General features: G+C 50.6%; 20 protein-coding genes. 11 read left to right on the plus strand and 9 right to left on the minus strand.

From position 1 onward, the window contains the following. Window positions 1–63: 63 nt before the first annotated feature. Window positions 64–639: a sporulation/spore germination protein gene (locus tag JJD41_RS05240; RefSeq protein ID WP_200665018.1), complete on the minus strand. Its 576-nt coding sequence runs from the start codon at window positions 637–639 to the stop codon at window positions 64–66. Here JJD41_RS05240 and JJD41_RS05245 point away from each other — a divergent pair. The 7 genes from JJD41_RS05245 to JJD41_RS05275 all read left to right on the plus strand — a co-directional run bounded on the left by JJD41_RS05245 (window position 638) and on the right by JJD41_RS05275 (window position 9,337). Beyond that, window positions 638–1,630 carry an aspartate carbamoyltransferase catalytic subunit gene (locus JJD41_RS05245; RefSeq protein WP_200665019.1) on the plus strand — a complete coding sequence of 331 codons (993 nt, stop codon included), beginning with the start codon at window positions 638–640 and terminating at the stop codon, window positions 1,628–1,630. The two genes, JJD41_RS05240 and JJD41_RS05245, sit on opposite strands and share 2 nt — an antisense overlap. A 149-nt stretch (window positions 1,631–1,779) precedes the next feature. Next, complete coding sequence (locus JJD41_RS05250; RefSeq protein ID WP_200665020.1) at window positions 1,780–2,835, plus strand: sulfotransferase family protein; 1,056 nt, start codon at window positions 1,780–1,782, stop codon at window positions 2,833–2,835. Next, window positions 2,832–4,217 carry a glycosyltransferase family 2 protein gene (locus JJD41_RS05255; RefSeq protein WP_370583735.1) on the plus strand — a complete coding sequence of 462 codons (1,386 nt, stop codon included), beginning with the start codon at window positions 2,832–2,834 and terminating at the stop codon, window positions 4,215–4,217. Before JJD41_RS05250 ends, JJD41_RS05255 begins: the two co-directional genes overlap by 4 nt. Before the next feature lie 98 nt (window positions 4,218–4,315). After that, complete coding sequence (locus JJD41_RS05260) at window positions 4,316–6,193, plus strand: glycosyltransferase family 2 protein (RefSeq protein WP_200665021.1); 1,878 nt, start codon at window positions 4,316–4,318, stop codon at window positions 6,191–6,193. An 87-nt stretch (window positions 6,194–6,280) separates the two neighbouring features. After that, on the plus strand, window positions 6,281–7,027 hold the full coding sequence (locus JJD41_RS05265) for a sulfotransferase domain-containing protein (RefSeq protein WP_200665022.1): 747 nt from the start codon (window positions 6,281–6,283) through the stop codon (window positions 7,025–7,027). Window positions 7,028–7,069: 42 nt separating this feature from the next. Further along, a complete protein-coding gene (locus JJD41_RS05270) occupies window positions 7,070–7,930 on the plus strand; it encodes a class I SAM-dependent methyltransferase (RefSeq protein WP_234488518.1) in 861 nt (286 codons plus the stop codon). A gap of 162 nt (window positions 7,931–8,092) precedes the next feature. Continuing rightward, on the plus strand, window positions 8,093–9,337 hold the full coding sequence (locus JJD41_RS05275; RefSeq protein WP_200665024.1) for a glycosyltransferase family 4 protein: 1,245 nt from the start codon (window positions 8,093–8,095) through the stop codon (window positions 9,335–9,337). Window positions 9,338–9,493: 156 nt separating this feature from the next. Here the strand turns inward: JJD41_RS05275 and JJD41_RS05280 are convergent, their stop codons facing one another. After that, window positions 9,494–9,973, minus strand: coding sequence for a late competence development ComFB family protein (locus JJD41_RS05280; RefSeq protein WP_234488519.1), 480 nt, complete (start codon window positions 9,971–9,973; stop codon window positions 9,494–9,496). Between the two features lie 417 nt (window positions 9,974–10,390). Next, window positions 10,391–10,537, minus strand: coding sequence for a hypothetical protein (locus JJD41_RS05285; RefSeq protein WP_200665026.1), 147 nt, complete (start codon window positions 10,535–10,537; stop codon window positions 10,391–10,393). A gap of 306 nt (window positions 10,538–10,843) precedes the next feature. On the opposite strand from JJD41_RS05285, the gene deoC reads away from it, so the two are divergent. From deoC to JJD41_RS05305, 4 genes are all read left to right on the plus strand, one after another. Then, window positions 10,844–11,521 (plus strand): deoxyribose-phosphate aldolase, encoded by a 678-nt coding sequence (gene deoC, locus JJD41_RS05290; RefSeq protein WP_200667093.1) that lies wholly within the window; start codon window positions 10,844–10,846, stop codon window positions 11,519–11,521. Window positions 11,522–11,564: 43 nt separating this feature from the next. Then, the gene (gene recO, locus JJD41_RS05295; RefSeq protein WP_200665027.1) at window positions 11,565–12,443 is read left to right on the plus strand and encodes a DNA repair protein RecO; all 879 of its coding nucleotides are present in this window, start codon (window positions 11,565–11,567) and stop codon (window positions 12,441–12,443) included. Window positions 12,444–12,528: 85 nt separating this feature from the next. After that, a complete protein-coding gene (locus JJD41_RS05300; protein ID WP_200665028.1) occupies window positions 12,529–14,037 on the plus strand; it encodes an MFS transporter in 1,509 nt (502 codons plus the stop codon). A 143-nt stretch (window positions 14,038–14,180) separates the two neighbouring features. Then, entirely contained in the window at window positions 14,181–15,395 is a 1,215-nt protein-coding gene (locus JJD41_RS05305) for a glycosyltransferase family 4 protein (RefSeq protein WP_200667095.1), read from the plus strand. A 112-nt stretch (window positions 15,396–15,507) separates the two neighbouring features. Here JJD41_RS05305 and JJD41_RS05310 read toward each other — a convergent pair whose 3' ends face one another. The 6 genes from JJD41_RS05310 to bchH form a co-directional block, all read right to left on the minus strand. Further along, window positions 15,508–16,938: a DUF2157 domain-containing protein gene (locus JJD41_RS05310; protein WP_200665029.1), complete on the minus strand. Its 1,431-nt coding sequence runs from the start codon at window positions 16,936–16,938 to the stop codon at window positions 15,508–15,510. Window positions 16,939–16,999: 61 nt separating this feature from the next. Then, window positions 17,000–17,680 (minus strand): ATP synthase F0 subunit B, encoded by a 681-nt coding sequence (locus JJD41_RS05315; protein WP_200665030.1) that lies wholly within the window; start codon window positions 17,678–17,680, stop codon window positions 17,000–17,002. After that, complete coding sequence (gene coaD / locus JJD41_RS05320; protein ID WP_200665031.1) at window positions 17,590–18,141, minus strand: pantetheine-phosphate adenylyltransferase; 552 nt, start codon at window positions 18,139–18,141, stop codon at window positions 17,590–17,592. The genes JJD41_RS05315 and coaD overlap by 91 nt, the downstream gene beginning before the upstream one ends. Before the next feature lie 131 nt (window positions 18,142–18,272). After that, window positions 18,273–18,548 (minus strand): regulatory protein SipA, encoded by a 276-nt coding sequence (gene sipA / locus JJD41_RS05325; RefSeq protein WP_200665032.1) that lies wholly within the window; start codon window positions 18,546–18,548, stop codon window positions 18,273–18,275. 69 nt (window positions 18,549–18,617) lie between these two features. Beyond that, the gene (locus JJD41_RS05330) at window positions 18,618–19,130 is read right to left on the minus strand and encodes a DUF3172 domain-containing protein (protein ID WP_200665033.1); all 513 of its coding nucleotides are present in this window, start codon (window positions 19,128–19,130) and stop codon (window positions 18,618–18,620) included. 241 nt (window positions 19,131–19,371) lie between these two features. Continuing rightward, on the minus strand, window positions 19,372–23,130 hold the full coding sequence (gene bchH / locus JJD41_RS05335; RefSeq protein ID WP_200665034.1) for a magnesium chelatase subunit H: 3,759 nt from the start codon (window positions 23,128–23,130) through the stop codon (window positions 19,372–19,374). Between the last annotated feature and the right edge of the window lie 14 nt (window positions 23,131–23,144).

Raw genomic sequence — 23,144 nt, forward strand, 5'->3', positions numbered from 1 at the left:
CCACCACCGGGGGGGTGGGCGATCGCAATTCTCAATTTCCCCCTCCCGATTTCCTCCTCTTGGCTAAAATTCGATCGCCTTACCTCGATCGGTAAATTCCACCGATTCGATCGCCCAATCTGGATGACTGGTGAGGGTCTTTTTCAAACTGCCAAATAAGGCAAATTGTTCGCAACTGGCTAAAGAAATAAATTGTCGGCGGGACGTGGGGGATAACCGTAGATCCACCGTGGCGACTTTGGTGGTGGGGTCTACGGCGACGCGATAACCGACTAACTCGAAATCTACGGTTCCGGGAGACTCCAAGATTTTACCGACGACTGCTTCCATCGGATTTTGCGCCGCAACTTGCACCGTTTGCGGTTCCAAGGTTTTACAAAACGGATCGGCTTTATAGATGGTCGCGGTCACGGTATTGTTAGAAAGCGACCTCGCCGGGACAGACGGCTGTGTAGACGGATCTGGGCGCTGCGGGGTCGGTTCGGGCCGCGCTGGCATGGTGGAGGTTACCGTCGGCGCCGTCTCGCTTTCTTCGGGAAGTGGCGGCGGGGTGCAACCACTCACGGCGATCGCCAGCAGACCAGCTAGCAGCTTGAAACTCTGGTTTTTAAAGCAACGATTGGATTGAATCACTCGCATGGCTACCCCCTCTTGGACTCGCCGCCACATTATTTCACTGGCGGATTTTACGCCGGACGAATACGATACAGTCCTGCAAACGGCGGCTAGTTTTCGCGAGGTTCTCTCGCGACGGATGAAAAAGGTTCCCACTTTACAAGGTCAGGTAGTGGCGAACTTATTTTTTGAACCTTCGACGCGAACCCGCAGCAGTTTTGAACTCGCCGCCAAACGGCTTTCCGCCGATACGTTAAATTTTGCCGCGAGTAGTTCGTCGCTGACCAAAGGCGAAACGATTTTAGACACTGCTAAAACCTATTTGGCGATGGGAACGGATTTGATGGTGATCCGTCATCGAGACGCGGGAGTTCCCCAAGCGATTGCCGACGAGATGGACCGTCTGGCGTCGAATGTCGGGGTTCTCAATGCGGGGGACGGACAACACGAACATCCTTCCCAAGCCTTACTCGATTTATTTACGATCTGTTCGTTGCTCGACCCGGAGCGTCCCCGTCTAGAATTATTAAAAGGGAAAAAGATCGCGATCGTCGGGGATATTTTACATTCTCGCGTGGCCCGTTCTAATATTTGGAGTTTGACGGCGATCGCCGGAATGGAATTACATTTGGCGAGTTCCCCGACGCTGTTACCGCAGGAATTCGCCGATTTTGGCGTGGGGCGATCGGGACAATTGCAGTTACATTGGCAGGTCGAACCCGCGTTAGAAAATGCCGATTTCGTGATGACGTTGCGCTTGCAAAAAGAGCGAATGAGTCAGCATTTACTCCCGAGTTTGCGCGAATATCACCAGCGTTACGGGATTACCCGCGATCGCCTCCAAGCCTGCAATCGTGGGGTTAAGGTTCTCCATCCCGGTCCGGCGAATCGCGGCGTTGAAATTAGTTCGGATTTGATGGACGATCCGGAATTTAGCTTAATTTCCCAGCAGGTTACCAGTGGCGTCGCCGTTCGCATGGCTTTACTCTATCTCATGGGTGGCGGTAAAGCATGAGGCGATCGCCCTCAACCCGTCCGCCAATCCCCGCAGCCCACCCACGTACAAACGCCGTCCGTGATATTGTAAAGGAACGTTAACTCCAACTCGGCTCGATCCGTTCTCGAACTGGGTTGCTCTCCCGTTTATTGTTGCGTTAATTGCCTATGTCGCTGCCGACGATCGTCACTGGAATGCACCGTTCGGGGACTTCCCTAACGGCATCTTTTATTAAAGCGATTGGGGTCGATTTCGGAGACAATCTCCTCGAAGGCGATCGCTTCAATCAAAAAGGGTATTTTGAAGATGTAGACTTTCTGGAATTCCAGCGATCGGTCTTGCAAAAAAGCTGCGATCGCACCGATCCGGGATGGCACGATTGGGGTTGGACGCAACAAGAAACCCTCGATCGCCGCCAATTTAACCAGTACGAACCAGAGGCGCGATCGCTCATTGAAAACCGTCCGAAAAATGGCGTTTGGGGATGGAAAGATCCGCGCACGACTTTAATGCTCGACTTTTGGCATCAACTGTTACCAGAAGCGCGCTATCTGTTCGTCTATCGCCAACCTTGGGATGTCGCCGATTCCATTTTACGCCTCAATAGCGCCATTTTTTCAAAACATCCCGACTACGCCCTCAAAGCTTGGGCATATTACAACCGCCACTTACTTCAATTTTATCAAGAACACCGCGATCGCTGCATTTTATTTAATATCAATTCTGTTTTGCAACAGCCGGAACGCTTAGTCGAGTTGTTAGAAGATAAGCTCAATTTTAAGCTGGAACGGCGCGATCGTCAGCGTATTTTTCAACAGGTATTTCACCCCGACTTATTCAAACAACTCGATCCGGGTCATCCTTTCGTCCAACTCCTACGAACCCAACTCCCGGAATACGAGCAATTGTTGCAAGAGTTAGACCGAAACGCCGATATTCCCAGCCCCTTTTTCCCCGTTGCAGTTCCGACAGAAACCCCCTTAGAAAAATCGGCGATGCTGCTTCACTATCGCACCTTACAAGCGCAAATGCACCAGCAAGCGATCGCCCACCAGTGGGAACAAGAGAAACAGCAATTACACGTACATATTGCCCAGAGAGAGGCGGAATTAGCCGCCGTCAAAGGGTCGCGAACCTGGAGAGCAAAAGAAAAAGTTTTTCAATTCAAAGAGGCGATCGCCAGTAAATTATCCGTGAATTTATTCGCGAACGGTAAAGCGTGAAAGGGAAGAAAATCACCGTGGTTGAGGAACGCCAAGATCTCGAAATTAAAGTTTCGGTTATTATTCCTTGTTTCAATCAAGGGGAATATCTTTTAGAGGCGATCGCCAGCGTCGAAAGCTGTCAGGACTCCGTCTGGGAAATCGTTATCGTCAACGACGGTTCTACCGACGAAAAAACCCAAAAGGTCTTGAGTTATTTAAAACAACAAGGCTATCGAATTATTGACAGCGACAATCGAGGATTAGCCGCCGCCCGCAATTTGGCGATCGAACAGGCGAACGGGGACTATATTTTACCCTTAGATTCGGATAATCGGATTAAAGCCGAATATATCCCGCGATCGCTCGAAATTCTCGAAGACTCTCCCGAAATTGGTATTGTTTACAGTTGGGCGGAAATCTTCGGCGAAGAAAACGGAATTCGCGAAGTTCCTCCCTTCGATATCAATCGCTTGATGCGAGGGAATTATATCGATGCTTGCGCCGTTTTCCGCAAAGCCGTTTGGCAAGATTGCGGCGGTTTTGACTCGCAGATTCCCGAAAAATTGGGTTATGAAGATTGGGATTTCTGGTTGGGGGCGGCGGAAAAAGGCTGGCAGTTTGCTTGCATTGAAGAAGCTTTATTCGAGTATCGCTTTCGTCCGGACTCGATGGTGAGTCGCTGCAATATTCCCGAAAATCGCAAACAACTGTTTCGCTATATTTGTGCCAAACATATTGGCTTATATGCGAGCAACTTTGCCAATGTTTTTGCAGAAATAGAATGCGAAAAGCTCAAAGAAGAAGAGAAAGTTGAAGATCTCGAAGAACGATTAGCAGAAACCCAGGTAAAATTAGAGTTCTGCGAGTCTTTACTGATAGAATCCGAGGCTAAATTAAGGGCGATCGCCAGTCACGAGAACAGTGTAGACCGACAAGATCGGCAGTTAGAGAGTCAACTCAAACAAGAACGAGAACAAAACGATCGCTTAAGTTTAGAACTGGAACAATTGCGCGATCGCCTGCGGGTAACTCAAAGTAATTTAGCGGCGGAAACCCAAAGCCTAGGAAGATTACGGCGATCGCACCAAGAAGAATGCGATCGCCTCAAACACAGCCACGAACAAGCCCAAAATGAGTTAGAACGGCAACTCGAAGACCTGCGGCGATCGCACCAACAACTCGAAGAAACAAAAAATGATTTCAAAATTCAAATTGATAGCCAAGCGAAGAATTTTGAACGAATTCAAACAGACTTAACCGCCCACATCCATCAACTTCAATTTCAAGTCGAACACGCCCATCTTGAAATTGAGGCAATGAAAACGAGTAAGTTTTGGAAACTGAGAACCCAGTGGTTTAAAGTAAAAAAAAAGTTGGGTTGGGCGAAAGAGGACCTCTAAATCAAGAACATCTCCTTTTAGAAACTCCTCCTTCGCCCATTTCCCCCGGTTCCGACTCCTCCACCTCTGACGGTCCCTCTCACCTTAACGAACCTCTAATGCTGCGAAATTCTTTTGCGCGATCGCCCGAACAACTCATCCGCCTCCAGCGATTGTCCAAACGGTTTTACGAGTCTTGGAAAACCAAAGGAACCCGCTACGCTTTAGCCCGAGTTTTTAAAAAAATTTACTACAAATTAGACGAAACCCCCCTACCGAGTCAGGGCGCCCCCGAAGTCGCCCATCCCCTCCAAGACTATCACTATTGGTTAAGTCAAAACTCCGCCCGGGCAGCCGATTTACGGCAAAAAGCACAAACGTTGAAAGTTTTTCCCTACCAGCCCTTAATTAGCATTTTAATGCCCGTTTACAATCCCCCAGAACGATTCTTGAGAACGGCTTTAGATTCAGTTTTGGATCAAGTTTATCCAAACTGGGAATTGTGCATCGCCGATGACGCTTCTAGCGAAGCATATATTAAAACCGTTCTCGAAGAATATGCCGAAAAAGATTCCCGAATTAAAGTCACCTTCCGGGAGAAAAACGGTCATATTTCCGCCGCTTCTAACACCGCTTTAGAAATGGCGACTGGGGAATATGTCGCCTTGTTAGACCACGACGACATGCTCAATGCAGACGCCCTGTATGAAGTCGCGTTAATGCTCAATCTTCATCCGGAAGCCGATATGATTTATTCCGATGAAGATAAAGTTGACGACAACAATCAATTACGCGATCCGTTCTTTAAACCCGATTGGTGTCCCGATTCATTTTTATCGAGAATGTACACCTGTCATTTGGGAACTTATCGGCGATCGCTCGTCAATGAAATTGGTGGGTTCCGCGTCGGATTTGAAGGATCTCAAGATTACGATTTAGTCTTGAGATTAACCGAAAAAACTGATAAGATTTACCATATTCCTAAAATTTTATATCACTGGCGCATTCACTCCCAATCCACCGCCAGCGAGTTAGAAAATAAGAGTTACGCCACCGATGCTGCATTTCGGGCGATCGCCGAAGCCTTAGAAAGACGGGGCGAACCGGGACGGGTGGAAGCGACCGAAGGCGGACACGCGATCGTTCGTTATCATATTCAAGATTATCGCTTGGTTACGGTCATTATTCCTACCCGAAATTATGGCAGTACCCTCAATACTTGTCTGACCTCTATATTTGAAAAAACGACCTATCCCAATTACGAAGTTCTGGTCATCGACAACGGCAGTACGGAACCGGAAACGTTAGAAGTTTTCAACAAATGGAAGGCGAAAGAACCCGATCGCTTCCGTTGCGAACCACTCGATATTCCCTTCAATTTTTCCAAGATTAACAACTACGCCGTCACCCAAGCAAAGGGCGACTATCTCCTCTTTTTAAATAACGATACGGAGGCGATCTATCCCGACTGGATGACCGCGATGGTCGAACAAGTGCAACGCCCTTCCATTGGGGCCGTGGGCGCCTTATTATTGTATCCCGATTCGACGATTCAACACGCCGGGGTCGTGATCGGTTTGGGTGGGGTCGCCGGACACAGCCACAAGAATTTTCCCTCTGGGGTTCCGGGCTATTATTTCCAACTGAAAACGGTCAATAATTACTCGGCAGTCACCGCAGCTTGTTTGATGTGTCGGCGGGAAGTTTTTGAGGAAATTGGCGGGTTTGAAGAAGAAAACCTTAAAATTGCTTTTAACGATGTTGATTTATGTTTAAAAATGGTAGAAAAAGGGTATCGAAACCTGTATTTACCCCACGTGGTTCTCTACCATTACGAGTCAAAAAGTCGCGGTTTTGAAGATACTCCAGAAAAAATTGCGCGGTTTTCTCAAGAAATTGATTATATGCGCGAAAAGTGGAAAACCATTATCGATCGCGATCCGTGTTACAGTCCTAATTTAACCAGGGATCGCGAAGATTACAGTATTAATTTGTAACTTAAATTATTGCCTCAGTTCGTTATCCGTTCGTTATCCGTCGATCGCGGGTAGGATGACTGTCCTACCCCTGAATTCTCCAAAAATATGCCTGATTTTCTCATTATTGGCGCCCAAAAATGCGGGACAACTTCTCTGTATCACTATCTGGTACAACATCCGAAAATTATTCCGGCGAGACAGAAAGAAGTTCATTTTTTCGACCTCAATTTTGACCGAGGTTTAGAGTGGTATGCAGCGCAGTTTTTTCCGGAAAGTTATGAGGATGGAAGGCTGACGGGAGAGGCGAGTCCTTATTATGTTTTTCATCCTTTAGTGGCGAAGCGAGTTTATGAGAGTTTTCCTAAGATTAAACTGATTTTATTATTAAGAAATCCGATCGATCGCGCCTGGTCTCATTACCATCACGAGGTTCGTTGGGGATTTGAATCGTTATCTTTTGAAGAGGCGATCGCCTCCGAACCAAAAAGATTGGCAGGCGAAGAAGAAAAGATGCGCGAGGATCCGAGTTATTACAGTTACAATCACCAACATTATACTTATTTAGCGCGGGGAATTTATGCCGAACAAATCGCCGAATGGTTGCAGTATTTCGATCGCGATCGCCTCCTGATTCTCAAAAGTGAAGAATTATCGACCCATCCCGACGAAATGATGGCAGAAACTTGCGCATTTTTAGGGGTAGAGGCGATCGCCGTCGATGCGTCCACCAAATATAACTCCGGGGAATATTCCCAAATCCCCGAAAAATATAGACAAGAATTAGCAAAATATTTCCACCCCCATAACCGACGCTTAAAACAAGAATTCGGAATTGATTTTTATTCAGATTAAAACAGAATTTAATGATGAAATAGGGGGAAATTACGATAAAATTTGAGATTGGGGGAATGGGGCGATCGCTTGGGGGCGATCGCGAAAAAGGGACAAACGATTGCTAAAATTAGGCCAGACTCGCGATCGAAACGTTACTTGTTGCACTCAATCCGTAAGGTGATGGAACATTCTCAAGAAGGGTATAAAGAAGGCATCGATTACGAAGGAACCTGGGATGCTTATGCGAAAGCGTGGCAAAACTTGCACCCAGACTTGAAACATATTGGCGATGAATGGATCGGTCAAGGGGCCGGGGCAGCCCAATCTTTGGCCGAATACGAAGCATTGATCGAACAGAAATTTATTGCTTCTTATATTAAGCCAAATGAGAAAGTTTTAGAAATAGGAATTGGCGGAGGAAAAACAAGCGCTTTACTGCTCAAACATTGCCAGGAATTGGTTTGTGCGGATATCTCGCGAGAAATGCTCGACGCGACGCGATCGCGTTTGGGGGAAGATCGCATCAGCTACGTCAAACTCGACGGAATCAGCCTCGATCCGATTCCCGATGCTTCCGTCGATGTCTGTTTTTGTTACGATACCATGGTGCATTTAGAACCGCGAGATATTTTTAATTATTTAACCCACATCCCCCGAAAATTACGAGGCGATCGCCGTCTTTGTGTCTTCCACCATACCAATATTCTCAGCGAATTGGGCTGGAAAAAATTCGCTAGCGAATGGCAAGTCAACTTAATGGGAAAACGACACGGTTCTTCATTTTCCGTGATGACCGATAACATCATGGAACAATTTTTAACCCGACTCGACTATCAAATTATTCTCAAAGATCATCAATCGGTTCCTCGCGATTGTGTCTGGATTTGTCAAGCCCCTAAAACGGTCACTTTACCCGAATAAAAGACTGAATTGAGACCGACGAAAATCCTTGTCCCTCCGACAAGGATCGCCAGTCCCGAGGACAACGTGCATTGGGGCGATCGTCGGAAAATTATCTAGACTCGACCGACTTCTTTTATTCTAAAATTTAACCTCTAAAATCTAAACTCTACTTCTGTCACAATGCGCGTTCTCTTTCTGCATCCGAATTTTCCAGCTCAATATCGTCACGTCGCCACGGTTCTCGGTCACGATCCTAAAAATCAAGTCGTTTTCGGGACGAAAAACGAACGTCCCGAGTGGAAAATTCCGGGGGTCAAAAAAGCATTATTCAATCCCAGTCGCGACCCCCACCCGGGAACGCATCATTACGTCCGTCCTCTCGAAAGTGCGGTGTTGTACGGACAAGCTGTCTTTAGAATGGCGGACCAACTCAAAGAACAAGACTTCGTCCCCGATGTCATTTGCGGTCACTCGGGATGGGGACCGACATTGTTCGTTAAAGATGCCTTTCCCGGCGTTCCTTTATTGTGTTATTTCGAGTGGTTTTATCACGCCTACGGTTCCGATGCCAATTTCGATCCGTCGGACCCGCTTTCGATTGACGACGTGGCCCGAATTCGGATTAAAAATGCACCGATTTTAGTGGATTTATACTCTTGCGATTGGGGATTGTCGCCGACGTACTGGCAGCGATCGCAATTTCCGCCGGAATTTCAAAGTAAAATTTCAGTCATGCACGATGGGGTCGATACGGACTATTTCAAACCCAATCCCGGGGCAAAATTAGTATTACCCAATCTCGATTTATCCCACGTGGATGAATTGGTCACCTATGTGGCCCGTGGAATGGAACCCTATCGCGGTTTTCCCGAGTTTATCGAATCGGTGGCTTACATTCAAGAACGGCGTCCGAATTGTCATGTAGTGGTTGTCGGTTCCGATCGCGTTTGCTATGGAAAATCCCTACCGGATGGCAAATCTTATAAAGAACACATGCTCGAAAAAGTGCCGTTAGATTTATCGCGAGTTCACTTTGTCGGCGCCCTACCTTACGGTCAATATCTGAAAGTGATCCAAGCGTCCCAAGCGCATATTTATTTAACCCGTCCCTTCGTTTTATCTTGGTCGATGATCGAGTCTTTATCGACGGGATGTTTGGTGATTGGTTCGGATACCCAACCCGTCCGCGAGGTCATCGAACACGGTAAAAATGGGTTGTTAGCCGATTTCTTTTCGCCGAAAGAAATTGCCGATCGCGTCGATGAAGTCATGGACCATCCCGACCGCATGGCCGAGTTACGTAAAAATGCACGCGAAACGGTACTGGAACGCTATGCGCTCAAGGATTTGGTGTTTCGCCACGTTCAGTTGATTGAAGATGTGGCAAATGGGGTTTTAAGTAGCCAAGAATTTAAAGTCAGTTAACCGTTAGATCCAGTCAAACCCGATTGAAACTCGGTGAATTTTTTCAATCGGGTTTGACGGAAAATAAGGTTCGATGGCAATGCCTGGAGTAATGGAATAAAATCTTTCTGTACCGCCGAATACTCTCTAAAATGATTGAAGGGACTTGCTCAAGGTTCAAGCGGAAGACCGACGGTCTAAGGAACAAGAGGCGTATTGATTGCCAATTTGGAGGCGGAAGTGTTGGGCGTAAGTGACCGACTCATCCCATGTATTGAGTTCGAGTTGCACGGCGGGATACTCGGGTTGCCGGGGCGAGTCTCGTTCGCTGTTATACTCGTTAAAGAAATGATTGAATTCGCGAGGGGGATATTGCATGATTCTGGGGACGATCGCTTGCAGTCCTTCGTGAATTAAGGATTCTATTTTGAGCATTTCCGTGCGAGAGGCTCTCAGTTCCATTTTAGCCGGGGACTGTTCGTCGGTAACGACGTAAAGATTAGAAATCCGACTGAGAACGTAGGCGACGAGTTCGAGGGATAATTGAGAATCCTCCGAAGCGGTTCGATAAAGATTGTAAGGGGAACTCGATAGGATTTTTTCGACTTCCTGGCAAACAATCGGGAAGGTTAAATTAACAATTTTTTCAGCCATCATTAGAACTACTTAAGTGCGTGGATTCAGATTTTAAAACGCCAGAAAACTGACCCGTTGAATTGTAATCCAAGAGTCGAAAAACAAGAAATAGGCGGTTCGGTAAGGTTGCCGATTTTCTGAAATTTGGAAAGGGCGCCGATGGGGGAGGCTTATCAAGCCAGTCTCGGTCAGTTTAGATACCGATGGGGTGGGTTCCCATGTTGAGGGAAACAAGGGGTTGCGCGAGAGTACCTCATCATCTGGAGAAATGCAATAAAGTCCGACGATCGCCTAAGTTCGCCCTACAGTTATCCACTTTAAATTTTATCAAAGCTTTTCCAAGAAAAAACCGATTTTTTTATTAACATTTGGCTCCCTCGACGCTAGCTTTTTAATAATTCGAGTTAGAGGTTAAAGTTTTTCAAAACTTCGTGATGTTTATTGATACAGTCGGCTTCCGTGACGGTAAGGGGCGATCGCGCATAAGTTCGGGACGATCGCGCAATAACATCCCCAGTCAAAGATTAATATTTTCTTTAAATTCTGCGGGAAGGATCGCAGTGATAAAAGATGGATAGACAGCATCGAGGTTCGGCTTTTGAGAGCTGGGCGATCGCCCAAAGATAGCCGAGTGCGAGGGAAAACTCTCGGCTGTAGGATCGAGAAACTAATGACAAAGTCACGTCAAAATCGAGTAAATTTTGCATCGTCTTAGAGATCGCTGGATTTTGAAGTTGGCGACTTCCAGAAGGGGCGTCTGACCTCCACTTAACGAGGATCGGCACAAATGACTAGGAGAATTATCCGGCGATCGCCCGCACTTGCGAGAAGAGTTTAAGTTTTATTAAAATTTCCGTAAAAACCCAGACTTAATTAAACCCCAAACCAGTGATCACTGAATCTTCAAGGGATATCGACCTCGCCTCCTTTATCGATCACGCCTTGCTCAACCCCACCGCGACCCCGGCGCAAGTGGAACAGTGGTGCGAGGAAGCGGATCGCTTCAATTTCGCCTCGGTGTGCGTTTACCCGTCTTACGTGCGTCAGGCGACCAATTTGCTGCACGGGAAACGGCCCAAAGTCTGTACGGTGATTGGCTTTCCTTCGGGGGCAACCACTTCGGCGACGAAGCTTTACGAAGCCCAAGAAGCGGTAGAAAATGGGGCGATGGAACTGGATGTGGTCATCAACCTCGGTTGGTTGAAAGCGGGACAAACCAATGAGGTGTATCGAGATCTGGCCCAAATTTGCGACGAAACGGGGCAGTTAGTCAAAGCCATTTTAGAAATGAGCTTGCTCGACGAGGAAGAAAAGCGCCTCGCCGCTCAAATTTGCCTGGATGCGGGGGTCGCTTATTTAAAAACGAGTACGGGCTTTTATGGGGGGGCGACGGTGGAAGACGTGCGCTTGCTCAAAGAGATTTCCCGGGGTCAAGTAGGGATTAAAGCCTCTGGGGGGATTCGGACCGCCCAGCAGGCGCTGGATTTGTTGATGGCGGGGGCGACGCGCTTGGGAACGTCGCGAGGGGTGGAGATCGTGCGCCAGCAGCAAGAACCGCCGGAAAGTTAAGTACCGCCGCCGCGCGATCGCCCGATGTTGCCCCTAGGAGTTTATGAAAACATACAAAGCCACTGGAATTAACCTCAAGAGTATTCCCTTCGGAGAGTCCGATCGCCTGGTGACCATTTTGACCCGGGAGTTCGGTTTGGTGCGCGCCGTAGCGCCGGGAGTGCGCCAACCGAAATCGAGATTGGGGGCGCGTTGTGGCTTGTTCGTGGTCAATGACTTGCTGCTGTACGAAGGGCGATCGCTCGATAAGATCGTGCAGGCGGAGACCCGGAATTCTTATGCGGGCTTATCGCAAAATTTGGGAAAGTTGACCGCCGCCCAGTATTTGGCCGAAATCGTCCTCTGTCAAGCCCTCGATCGCCAGCCGCAAGAAGAATTATTTGTTTTATTTGAGGAGCATTTGCAACGGATCGAGCAGATCCCGGGGGCGATCGCCCGGGACTGCCCCGCTCGGGTGGTGGCACACTTGGCCCAAGGGGTCTACCACCTGCTCGCCTTAGCCGGGGTCGCGCCACAAGTGCATTACTGCTGTACGACCCGAACGGCGATCGCCCCGAACTTCAGCCATCCGCAATGGCAAGTCGGCTTCAGCCATCGAGCGGGGGGACTGGTGAGTTTGTCCGCGATCGCCCCCCGACAGCCGTTAGATCCCTACAAATCGGCCAAAATTGACGGTTACCTCGACGCGATCGCTCTGGTCGCCTTCCAACACCTGAGCGCCCCCGAGTTGTCCGCATGGGACTCGTGGGGGGAAAAATACCGCCAATCCAATCCGAACGGGCCAACTCTTGATACAGTTTGGGTATCGGTAGAACAGCTTTTGCGAAATTACGCCCAATATCATTTGGGAATTTCGATTCGTTCTGCCGCTCTGATGGATACTTATATCAATTCAGCCGTATTCAATACCTCCTCTCGATAGCCTCGCAACCGAGCGAGCGCCACTCGGGGCGATCGCGCGATCGCGCTGCGTGCCGAGTGCAAGCCGATTCAGAATAAAAGCCAGAATGCCGTTATCTAACTCGGATCTAAAAACTCAAATTACCTATTGGCATCCCGACGATCGCGACTCGCGCCGATCTAGGGATCGAACCGCCTCCCCTCAAAACGTGGCTTACCCTCCCCAAACCGACGGGGCCAACGGCAACCCAGGGCCCCCCAACTCCAACCCCCCCATCGACGACGACCGCAACGGCGATCGCCCCCGGGATCCCGAAACTCCCGAGACTCCCGACAGCGAACGAGGATTCCTCCCCGTTTTAAAAAACCGCAACTTTCTCGCCTTGTGGAGCGGCCAAGTTTTTTCCCAACTGGCCGATAAAGTGTACCTAGTTTTGGCGATCGCCATTATCACCAGTCACTTTCAAACCCCCGGACAGACGATTAGCGGTTGGGTCTCGGCGATCATGATTGCCTTTACCATTCCCGCCGTCCTCCTCGGCTCGATCGCGGGGGCCTTAGTCGATCGCTGGTCGAAGAAAAACGTCCTGGTCGCCACCAACTTACTGCGCGGCGGCTTAGTCCTGGCGATTCCCATCCTGCTCGACCTGTCCGACGGTGTGAACTTGTCCGCCGTTCCCTTGGGATTCGCCTTTTTACTGGCGGTGACCTTCTTAGTGTCCACCCTCACCCAATTTTTCGCCCCGGCGGAACAAACCGCCATTCCCCTGATCGTCGAAAAACGATTGTTGCTTCCGGCCAACTCTTTATATACCACGACGATGATGGCCTCGGTGATCGTCGGCTTTGCCGTCGGCGAACCCTTACTGGCGATCGCGGACAAGGCGATCGGACAGTGGGGCGATACCCTCGGCATCGGCAAAGAACTGCTCGTCGGCGGCAGTTACTGCATCGCCGGACTGCTGCTGTTGGTGATGAAAACTGGAGAAAAACCGGACCATCCCAACCGGGAATATCCCCACGTGTTTGAAGATATTCGCGACGGCTTGCGCTACTTGAGCAATCACCGCCGCGTTCGCAACGCTTTAATTCAACTGGTGATTCTGTTTTCCATTTTCGCCGCCCTCGCCGTGCTCGCCGTGCGTCTCGCCGAAGTGATTCCGAGCATGAGTACGGAACAATTTGGCTTTCTGCTCGCCGCCGGAGGCATCGGCATGGGGCTCGGAGCCGCCGGATTGGGGCATTTCGGCCAACGCTTCTCCAACCGCCAGTTGAGTACGATCGGATCGGTAGGGATGAGTGTTTCCCTGTGCGTCTTATCTCTGGTGACCGATCGCCTCTGGCCCGATTTATGCTCGATCGCGATTTTAGGCATGTTTGCGGCGATGGTCGGCGTTCCCATGCAAACCACCATTCAAGCCGAAACCCCCGAAGAAATACGCGGCAAAGTGTTCGGGTTGCAGAATAACGCCATTAATATCGCCCTGACCCTCCCCTTAGCGCTGGCCGGCTTGGCCGAATCATTTTTCGGCTTACAAGTCGTGTTCTTGAGCTTGGCGGCGATCGCCATGGCAGGCGGCGGCTTAACCTGGTATATTTCCCGTACAGAGCCTTAAAAGTGCGATCGGGCTGACTCCTGACCTGTAAAGCCGGGGATTGAAGCTACGGTCAACCTGTTTTAGCCCCGCACTGGCCGCGAGGCGATCGTCGCGCGATCGCTCGGTCTTTTCTTTAAAACTTAAAACCAAAAAATTGCATGTTGCACATCGCCTGGTTAGGAAAAAAATCGCCGTTTTGTGGGAACGTTACTTACTCTCGCGAAGTAACTAATGCCTTGTTAGACCGGGGCTATCAGGTCAGCTTCCTCCATTTTGCCCAAGAAAGCAGCGACGGACACAACTCGATCGTCTCTTGGGACGCCGACGCCTCAGTCACTCGACCCAACGGTTGGCCCGATTGCCCGGAAGTTTCCCTTCCTTGCCTTTATAAATCCACCATTTACACGATCCCCACCCTCAAATCGAGCAAAGTTTTAAGTCAAGCCCTGCGCCAACTTCAGCCCGATCTGGTTCACGCTTCCCTCACCCTGTCGCCCCTCGATTTCGTCCTGCCAGAAATTTGCGAAGAACTCGATTTACCCCTCGTTTCCACCTTTCATCCCCCCTTCGCCCCCCAAAATCGCCTTAAATCCGGTCGGCAACACTTACAACACCTGACCTACCAACTTTACGCCCCCTTCCTTCCCCACTACGATCGCACGATCGTTTTTTCGCAACTGCAGCGCAACTTACTCGCCAAACTCAACGTTCCCGAAGAACGGATCGCGGTCATTCCCAACGGCGTAGACGTTCAAAAATACTGCCCCGGCCCGTCTTCTATCAAGGCCGAATTCGATGCCGATCGCCTGTTTGTCTACCAAGGGCGCATCGCCATGGAAAAAAATGTCGAGGCCCTGCTCAAAGCCTGGAAACAAGCCGACCTCGGCCCCAAATGCAAATTGCTGATCGTCGGTGACGGCCCACTCGCTCCGTCTTTCCAAGCCGCTTACAACGACGAACATCATATTATTTGGCTCGGCTATATCGCCGACGAGCGCCGCCGCATCGACATCCTGCGCGGTGCCGACGTTTTCATTCTGCCCTCCCTCGTCGAAGGCTTATCCCTGTCGTTGCTCGAAGCAATGGCCTGCGGGACCGCCTGTATCGCCACCGATGTCGGTGCCGATGGAGAAGTCCTCAACGACGGCGCGGGGGTCGTCTTAAGCCCGCAAGGGGTTACTACGCAGTTAAAAACGTTACTGCCTCTGTTCCGCGATCAACCGGAGTTGCTGCAACTGATGGGACAAAAAGCTCGCCAGCGCGTTTTGGAACGCTACACCCTCAGCAGCAATATCACCCAAGTTGAAGCGCTCTATGCGGAAGTGCGGGCCACGCAACCGTTACGACAACGGCACCAGGTCAGTCGCTGGGCCTAATTTTGGGGAGTGACACGCTCCTAGGGCGAGCCTCCTCGGAGATCCCTCCGGAAGCCTTGCCCGCCTCTCGAACTCCCCCAGGTAAACATCGAAAATCGAAAATCGAAACTCCCTACTCCCCTAGGGTTTGGACGTGACGCTCGAACCAGAGTCCGACCAAGACGATTCCGACTCCACATAACAAGAAGACGAAGGCTTTAAAGACTAATCCCGTATCGTATTCGATAACCCGAGAAAAAATATCGAGACTGAGTAACACCATGCCTTGCCAAAAACTAGAGCGCCGACCTCGGGCGAGCCCGTGGCGGATGGCGGCGTAGGCGATGAGAAAGAGAATGACGTTAAAAATAAAGGTGCCGAAAATGGGCAGGGGCGCGATGCCAAAATGCCAGAATAGGGTGAGGGCGGCGATCGCCACCCCCGCCCCGAAGGCGCTGTCAGTCACGGATTTGGGAGATAGCCGGGGGCGCGATCGCCCGTCTCCTTGCCATGCGAACAGCAACCACGCCGCCACGACGAGAGCGACATCGAGCAGGTAGAGTAAGCCTTGGATTCCGGTGTCTTCGATGTTGCCGGAGGACCAATCGAAATCGCCGACGGCAGAGGACCAGAACCAGTGAAACGAGAGGAAGTAGGCGGAAATGGCGAACAGCCAGACGGCGATCGTCCGCGCTAAGGGACGGAATGAGGGGAAATCGGGCCAACGCTGCCGCCAGGACTCCTTGGCGTCGGGATAACCGTACAACAGGATCGGTGGCAGGGCGTAAACGAGAGCGACGATCCAATATCCGGGGGCGCCTAATGCACTCAAGCCGATCGCCAGGTTAACTTGTAACGATTGCAGGGTCGTGGCGATCGCCAGGAGGAAAATCAGGCGAGAACGGCACCAATAGGCCAACGGTAGCACGCCAAAGGCGGCGATCGCCCCGAGATGTTCGATGACGAATCGCAGCCAGTAGCTGCCTTCATTCACATAAGATTCCCCCAATCCGGGCCAATAACTGTACCCGATCAGGCCGACGGCCAAAATTCCTAACGAGGTCAGACGCAAGCTGTAAGCCATCAACAGCACGCCAAACCCCCAGGCGACGAGCAATCCGGCCACCGAACCGCCAATGTGGAACATTTGGCCCATTAAGGCCATGTTCGCGCCCAAACTCAAGGCTCCGAGCAGGAGCAAGCCATTGCCCAACCGTTGCTGCCAGCCGAGGGAAAACCGACCGAGGGGCAGGGGCGATCGCTGGCGCCACAAATAGAAGCCCCCGGTATTGATCCCGACAAATAAGGCAAACAGTAAAGAAGTTTTCACTGTTCGGGACCATACTTGCCAGTTGGCGGCGACCAGGGTAATCGCGCCGATGCCCAGGAGAAGGCCGCCCAAGCCGATTAAAATGGCGACGAAGCGATCGCGCGCCCCGGTGTCTAACGTGTCGAATTGATACCGCCGGGCAAGGGCGGCGTATTGGTCCTCGGAAATGAGCCCTTCGGCTTGCCATTGGCGCGCTTGTTCGCGCAGTTGGCGACAGAACTTTTCTGAAACCATTGTAGGGTTTTAGAGGGCAAGAGTGGAACGGCGATCGCCGTCTAAGGTTAAATATTTACCATTAATAATCGCCACGAGCCGGAGGCGGGAGGGGAGACGGCGACGGAGAACCCGCATCTTCGTGCAGTTGGGAACGACCATTGCGAATGACGCGCAACATGTCGCTCAATTGTCCTTCGATATTGCCCAAGACGCGATCGGCGTACTCGTCGGCTCCCTTTTCGATCGCCTCGCACTCGGCGATCGCATTGCGGCGCATGTCCTCGATCTCCTGTTGCGCTTGACGACGCAGGTGGTCGATTTCGCTGAGGGTCTGTTCTCTGGCCCGTTCGCAGTCTTGCTGCACTTGCTGTCTGAGGCGATCGGCTTCCAGCTTCGCTTGGCGCACGATCCCCATCTCGTCGAGAATTTCCGACGCTCTTTGTTCGGCAGCTTCCAAAATTTCCTGGGCGTATTGTTCCGCTTGCAAGAGAATCTCTTCTTTTTGGCGGATAATCTCCTCCACCTGATTGAAAGCCGCAGGCAAATTCAAGCGCACCACATCGAGTTGGTCGAGCAACTGCTCTTCGTCGATCAACGTGCGTCGCGAGAAAGGAATGCGCGGACTATCGAGAATCATTTCTTCCAGACGGTTGAGTTCCCGTTGGATATCTACGGTTCCCGATCCGGCTTCGGTAGATTCATCCCGATCGTTGGATCCTTCGTGTTCGGGGTCGATCCTGGGTGTGTCTTGGCGTAACATCGGTAGATATCGAGCGCAACGTGTTGGGGAACTAGGTGGTCGATCGATCCGCCAAATCTAGCAATTTCTTTAACCACGCTACTACTTAAAAAGCTGTGGTGGTTGGAAGTGGCTAGAAAAACCGTCTCAATCTCGGCAGCAAGGGTTTTATTGGTATGGGCCATCTGCAGTTCGTGCTCGAAGTCCGAGAGAACTCGCAACCCGCGCAAGAGAACCGTGGCGTTGTGCTTCCGGGCGTAGTTGACCGTCAGCCCGTCAAAGCGCTCGACTTCTGAATTGCTCAGGTGTTGAGTCGCGCGACGGATTTGCTCCAAACGGTGTTCGACGTCAAACAGAGGCGTTTTATTGGGATTGATCGATACGGCGACAATCACCCGGTCGAAAAGCTTGCAGCCTCGCTCAATTATATCGAGGTGACCCAAGGTAATGGGATCGAAGCTACCCGGATAGATGGCAATCACAAGGGTTCAGGAATTTTGATGGGTTAGGGAAAGCTTACGCCCTTAAAGTACCGTTAAAGTTATCAATCTGCAAACGGATCGCGGTTCGGGGGTCTTCGAGCGATCGCCCCCGCCGCGTTCGCCCGTTCGTTTCAGGACAGTTCGTCGCTGCTGGGGTTCGATCGCGCGGGATCGTCGCCTGTCGGCTGCTCTACTGCGCGATCGATATATTTATTTTCGATTAAATAGGCTCCTTTTTCAAAGCGCACGCTCCAATAATCGCCGGGTTGGCGATCGAGGATCGTTCCTTCTTCTCCGAGGCGAACGACGTTCGGCGGACGTAACATCGGCGTCGGTTCTGCCGTTTTAAAATAAGGAGGAACCGCCGTCAAGCGCACGCGATCGCCAATTTCAAAGGCTTTAGACATCGGTAAATCACATTGAAGACGTTACAAAACTTTGCGGGCGATCGCCCCAATTTTAACTGGAAACCGAACTTAAAAGCGTTCCGTTTCCGCAGGCAACCCCCCACCTCGATCTTTTAAGAACAGATTGCCCATGCGATCGTTTTGATAGACGCAATCGATCTGCGGCGACTCGCCCAAATCTCCCGTAAATCCAAAGGTATTCATCCGGTTTTTACAATCGCGCACTTCTTCGGGATCGACCAACTTGCGCTGTTCTAAAATCGACCAGGTATTCGTCCGCAACACGCAACCCGGTTGCATTCTCGGTTGCGAGACAAACACGTTAAACGGGTTGAGGGTCAGAAAAATTCGCAAGTCCGCCGCGATCGCACTGGCCCCATATTGAATGCACAACTCCGGATTCGGGGCGCTGCGATCGATGACTTCGCGAGACGCCACGTTTTGCGGACTGAAATTCGCCGTCGAACTAAACGCAATCCCGATCCCAATTCCCAACACGAACACCCCCGCCAAAATCGCGAGGGACGTATAGTTAAACGGAGATGAAGGAGGAGGAGATGACGATCTATATCTGCGTGCCATAATGATTTACGAATTTGCACAGACGGCATGAGAATCGGCTCCACACCATCTTTTCCTAGTATGCCGAATTTACGAAACCGATCGCAGCACCCTTCTCGGTGAAGTTAACGGGCCGATATTCCCTCGAAACACCCCAAAATAGGGCGATCGATCTTCTCAAACCATTTTTAAACCCACGGCGCGATCGCCCGCAACAATCGCCGATTTTAGCGCAAATGCGCCCACTTCTAACCCCGATCTCCTATTCCATCGGCTTCACCCCTTCGATTTCATCTTCCGTTTGCGCGTACAGATGGCGTAATTTCTCCAATTTCTCCTCCGACGTCTGCCAAAAACCGCGCCCGTGGGCCTCCAACATCCGCCCCACAATATTGCGGAACGCTTCCGGATTCGCCGCCCGTAACTTCGCCGCCATCTCCGGGTCCAACGCATACCGTTCCGACGCCTGGTCGTAAACCCAATCCTCCTGAAAGTCCACCGTCCCTCCCCATCCGACTAACGCCGTCATCCGTTGCGAAATCTCGTAAGCCCCACCGGACCCTTGATTCGCCATCGCTTGCGCCCATTTCGGATTGAGCAACTTCGTTCGATATTCCAATCTCAATAAATCATTGAGTCGGCGCGGCGTCGTATCTTTCGAGAAACTTTCAATAAAACTCGCCTCTACCTTTTTACCGCTTTTCCCTTCCGCCGCCCGCTTCAACCCCCCCGTATTCGCATAATATTCCTGAATATCCGTCAAACCGTATTCTACCGAGTCAATTTCCTGGACCACGCGATCGCTCGTTTTTAACAACTGCGCCATCACCTCCGGACGCGCCCGACCGCGATCTTTACGCCCGTAACTAAACATATTCCGGCTTTCCCACGTCTTCGCCAACTCCTCACCATTCTCCCAATTCCCATCGACCACTTGGTCGTTCACCAAGGAACCAAAATCTCCCGCCGGATTGGAAAATAACCGCGCCGAAACATTCTCAACCCCTTGCGCTTGTAACGCCAAAGCGTGCTTTTTAATATAATTCTCCTCCTCCGATTCCTCCGCTTGCGCCGCCCGCACGAATAAATCGTCGAGCAGTTCGATAATATTGACAAACGTATCGCGGAAAATCCCCGATAAATTCGCCAACACATCAATACGCGGATGACCGACTTCAGCTAACGGCTTGAGTTCGTAACGGACGATGCGCCCGGTTCCTTCTTTAATCGGTTGTGCCCCGACTAATTCTAATAAAATCCCCAACGATTCCCCGCGCGTTTTAATCGCATCCAATCCCCACAACATCACCGCCACCGTTTCCGGATAATTGCCCTTTTCTTGCAGATGTTGCTCGATAATTTTACGGGCAATTTCTCGCCCGCGTTCGCAAGCCCCCGGGGAGGGCATTCGGTACGGGTCTAAAGCGTGAATGTTGCGCCCCGTGGGCAATACCCCCGGACCGTCGCGCAAGAGATCGCCCCCGGGGGCTGGTGGAATGTATTCCCCATTTAAACCGCGTAAAAGATTGGTCAGTTCTTCGGGAGTTTGCATCAGTAAATCCCGAATTTGGAGAATCTCGTCGGAATTTTCGCCAATGCGATCGAGCGGAGCTTTGCCATTTCCCGAGGCGATCGCCTCGATAACCTCTCCCGGAAAGTCGCGATCGAAATAGGCATCTAAATAAGACTTTAACGCCTCGCTATTGGGACGTTCGCCCAGGATATGCAACCCCGAAGAAAAGAGGCGCTGTTCGACCACTTGCAAATAATCGTAAATGCGAATGAAATAGCGATAGAGAGATTCCACGCTAAACATGCGCGCATTTTCAACAGTAAATTCAATTCCCAATTTCTGCGCTTCTTCAAAGCGACAATCTGAAGATAAACCCGCATCGACAATCTTCTGACAAATCGCCTCTTGCAATGCCGAATTTTTCTGCGGATCTTCCCGATATTCCGCAATTAAATCCCGCAACGCCATCAATTCTTTATACAGTCCCGCCCGTCCGTAAGGGGGGACATTATGGGAAATTAAAACCCCATATCCCCGCCGCTTGGCAAGAATTGATTCTGAGGGATTGTTCGCCGCATAAATATAGAGATTGGGTAAATTTCCTAAGAGAATATCTGGCCAAGAATAGCCCGTATTTCCCAAAGGAGAACCGGGCAACCATTCGACGGTTCCGTGCATTCCAAAGTGAACGATCGCGTGAGGTTTAAATTGATATTGCAGCCATTTATAGAAAGCGGCATATTGCGGGTGCGGCGTCATATCTCGTTCAAACATCAACCGCATCGGATCCCCGGAAATGCCCAGGGGCGGCTGCACGCCAATCCAGATATTGCCAAACTGAACGCCGCCTATTTGTAGATCGTCACCGTAAGTTTTGATGCCGCTTTCATTGAGACTTTTCCACTGTTTCTCGATCCGATGGGTCAGCAGGTAGCCGAGCCATTTTTCTAGGGTTTTGACATTCACAAAAGCGCTCGATCGACGACTGGCTACGCTTTCTTTTTCCAAGGTAGATTTGCGATCGCTCGTGGTAATCGCTTCGTCAGCTTTTTTCACTAAAGCGATAATTTCTTCTCCAGTTTCCGGTAAATCTTCAAGAGTGTATCCTTCTTGTTTGAGCTGAGTTAATAAATTAACGAGCGATCGCGCCACATTCAATAAAGCGGCGGTTCCAGTCGCGCCATATCCCGGCGGGAAGCCATATAAAATAATAGCAATGCGACGATCGCCCGCCGGAGTTCGCCTCAGTTCGATCCAATTTTTAATCCGTCCCGTCAGTCGTTTCACTCGTTCGGGAATTAAGTAAATCTCTTTGCCAACCAAACCACCGAGGGGAACTGTATCGATCGCCCCGTCTAATTCCGGCAAAGCATATAAAACGACGCTCTGCAAGCCACCAATTCCCTGCCGCGTCCAAGAATGAATATCTTGAATTAACAACGGGGCGGCGACAAAATAAGGCACATTTTTTGCCGTTAAAATCCGCTTGGCGACTTCAACTTGACGCCCCGCTTCCATCGATCCGGCAGGTCCGCCGACTAAGGGAAAGCCAATCGTAGAAACGATCGCCTCCACCGCCACCGATTCTGGAGAAAGGGATGGCGTTTCGATATTTCCTCGCGCTCGTTCGGCTATTTCATGGGTCGAACTCATCCAATCGCGCACGGCAACATGACCTTCAACGCCATTAATAAAAATGGGTAAAGGGGTCAAGCCTGCTTTTTCAAAAGAGCGGATCAGTTGTCCGATATACGGTTGTTTGGTAATGACATGTTTGCGATACAGTAAGAGGCCGACGACGGGATGATTTTGCTCTAGTTCGACCCTCGATTTTCGTTGGTGATACCATTGCAAATAGGCACGGGGGGATTCAAAATAACCGTCGGCGTCGGGATGTAATAATCCCATATTGGGTGTTTCGATCGGTGGGGGAATTTCGCCGACTGATAAGCCTAAATATTTTTCTGCGATCGTCCAACACATCGCGGCGAAGTTGTCGCTACCTCCCGCATTCCAATAGCCATAAATAATGAGCCAGTTTCGTAAATCTTGGACTTTTTGAACGGGAACGAATTTGAGCAGTTTCGGTCCGGTTTTCAGGAAGCTAATATATCCGGCGAGTTTGTCTTCTTCCCGTCCGCTAGAAAATTTGCTGAGGATAAATTGGACGGGTTTGGGCATCCCTTTGGGTCGGTCGCCGATCGCAAATTGACCCAATTGGGTTAAACTCATCAATTCGAGGGCGGACTCGAACACGAGGCGAATGGGGATGTGCTGTACTCTGGCGCGCAACCACTGCACTTGGTCGTAGTCAAACAAGAGGCTGGCAAAAAAAACATCGGCGCCGTCGAGGGCGCGGGCGATCGCCTCTGGATGCGTGGCGAGGTCGCGATCGCTGAAAATCTCGATTTCAAGTTCTCCACAGTGAGAAATGGCTAATTGTGCGGCTTTTTGGTATAAGTCGGCGTTAAATGATTCAAATCCGGTGATTAAAACGATGCGTTTCATTTTCCCAACCCCGA

Source organism: Oxynema mangrovii CENA135, assembly GCF_016632315.1.
Classification (GTDB): Bacteria; Cyanobacteriota; Cyanobacteriia; order Cyanobacteriales; family Laspinemataceae; genus Oxynema; species Oxynema aestuarii.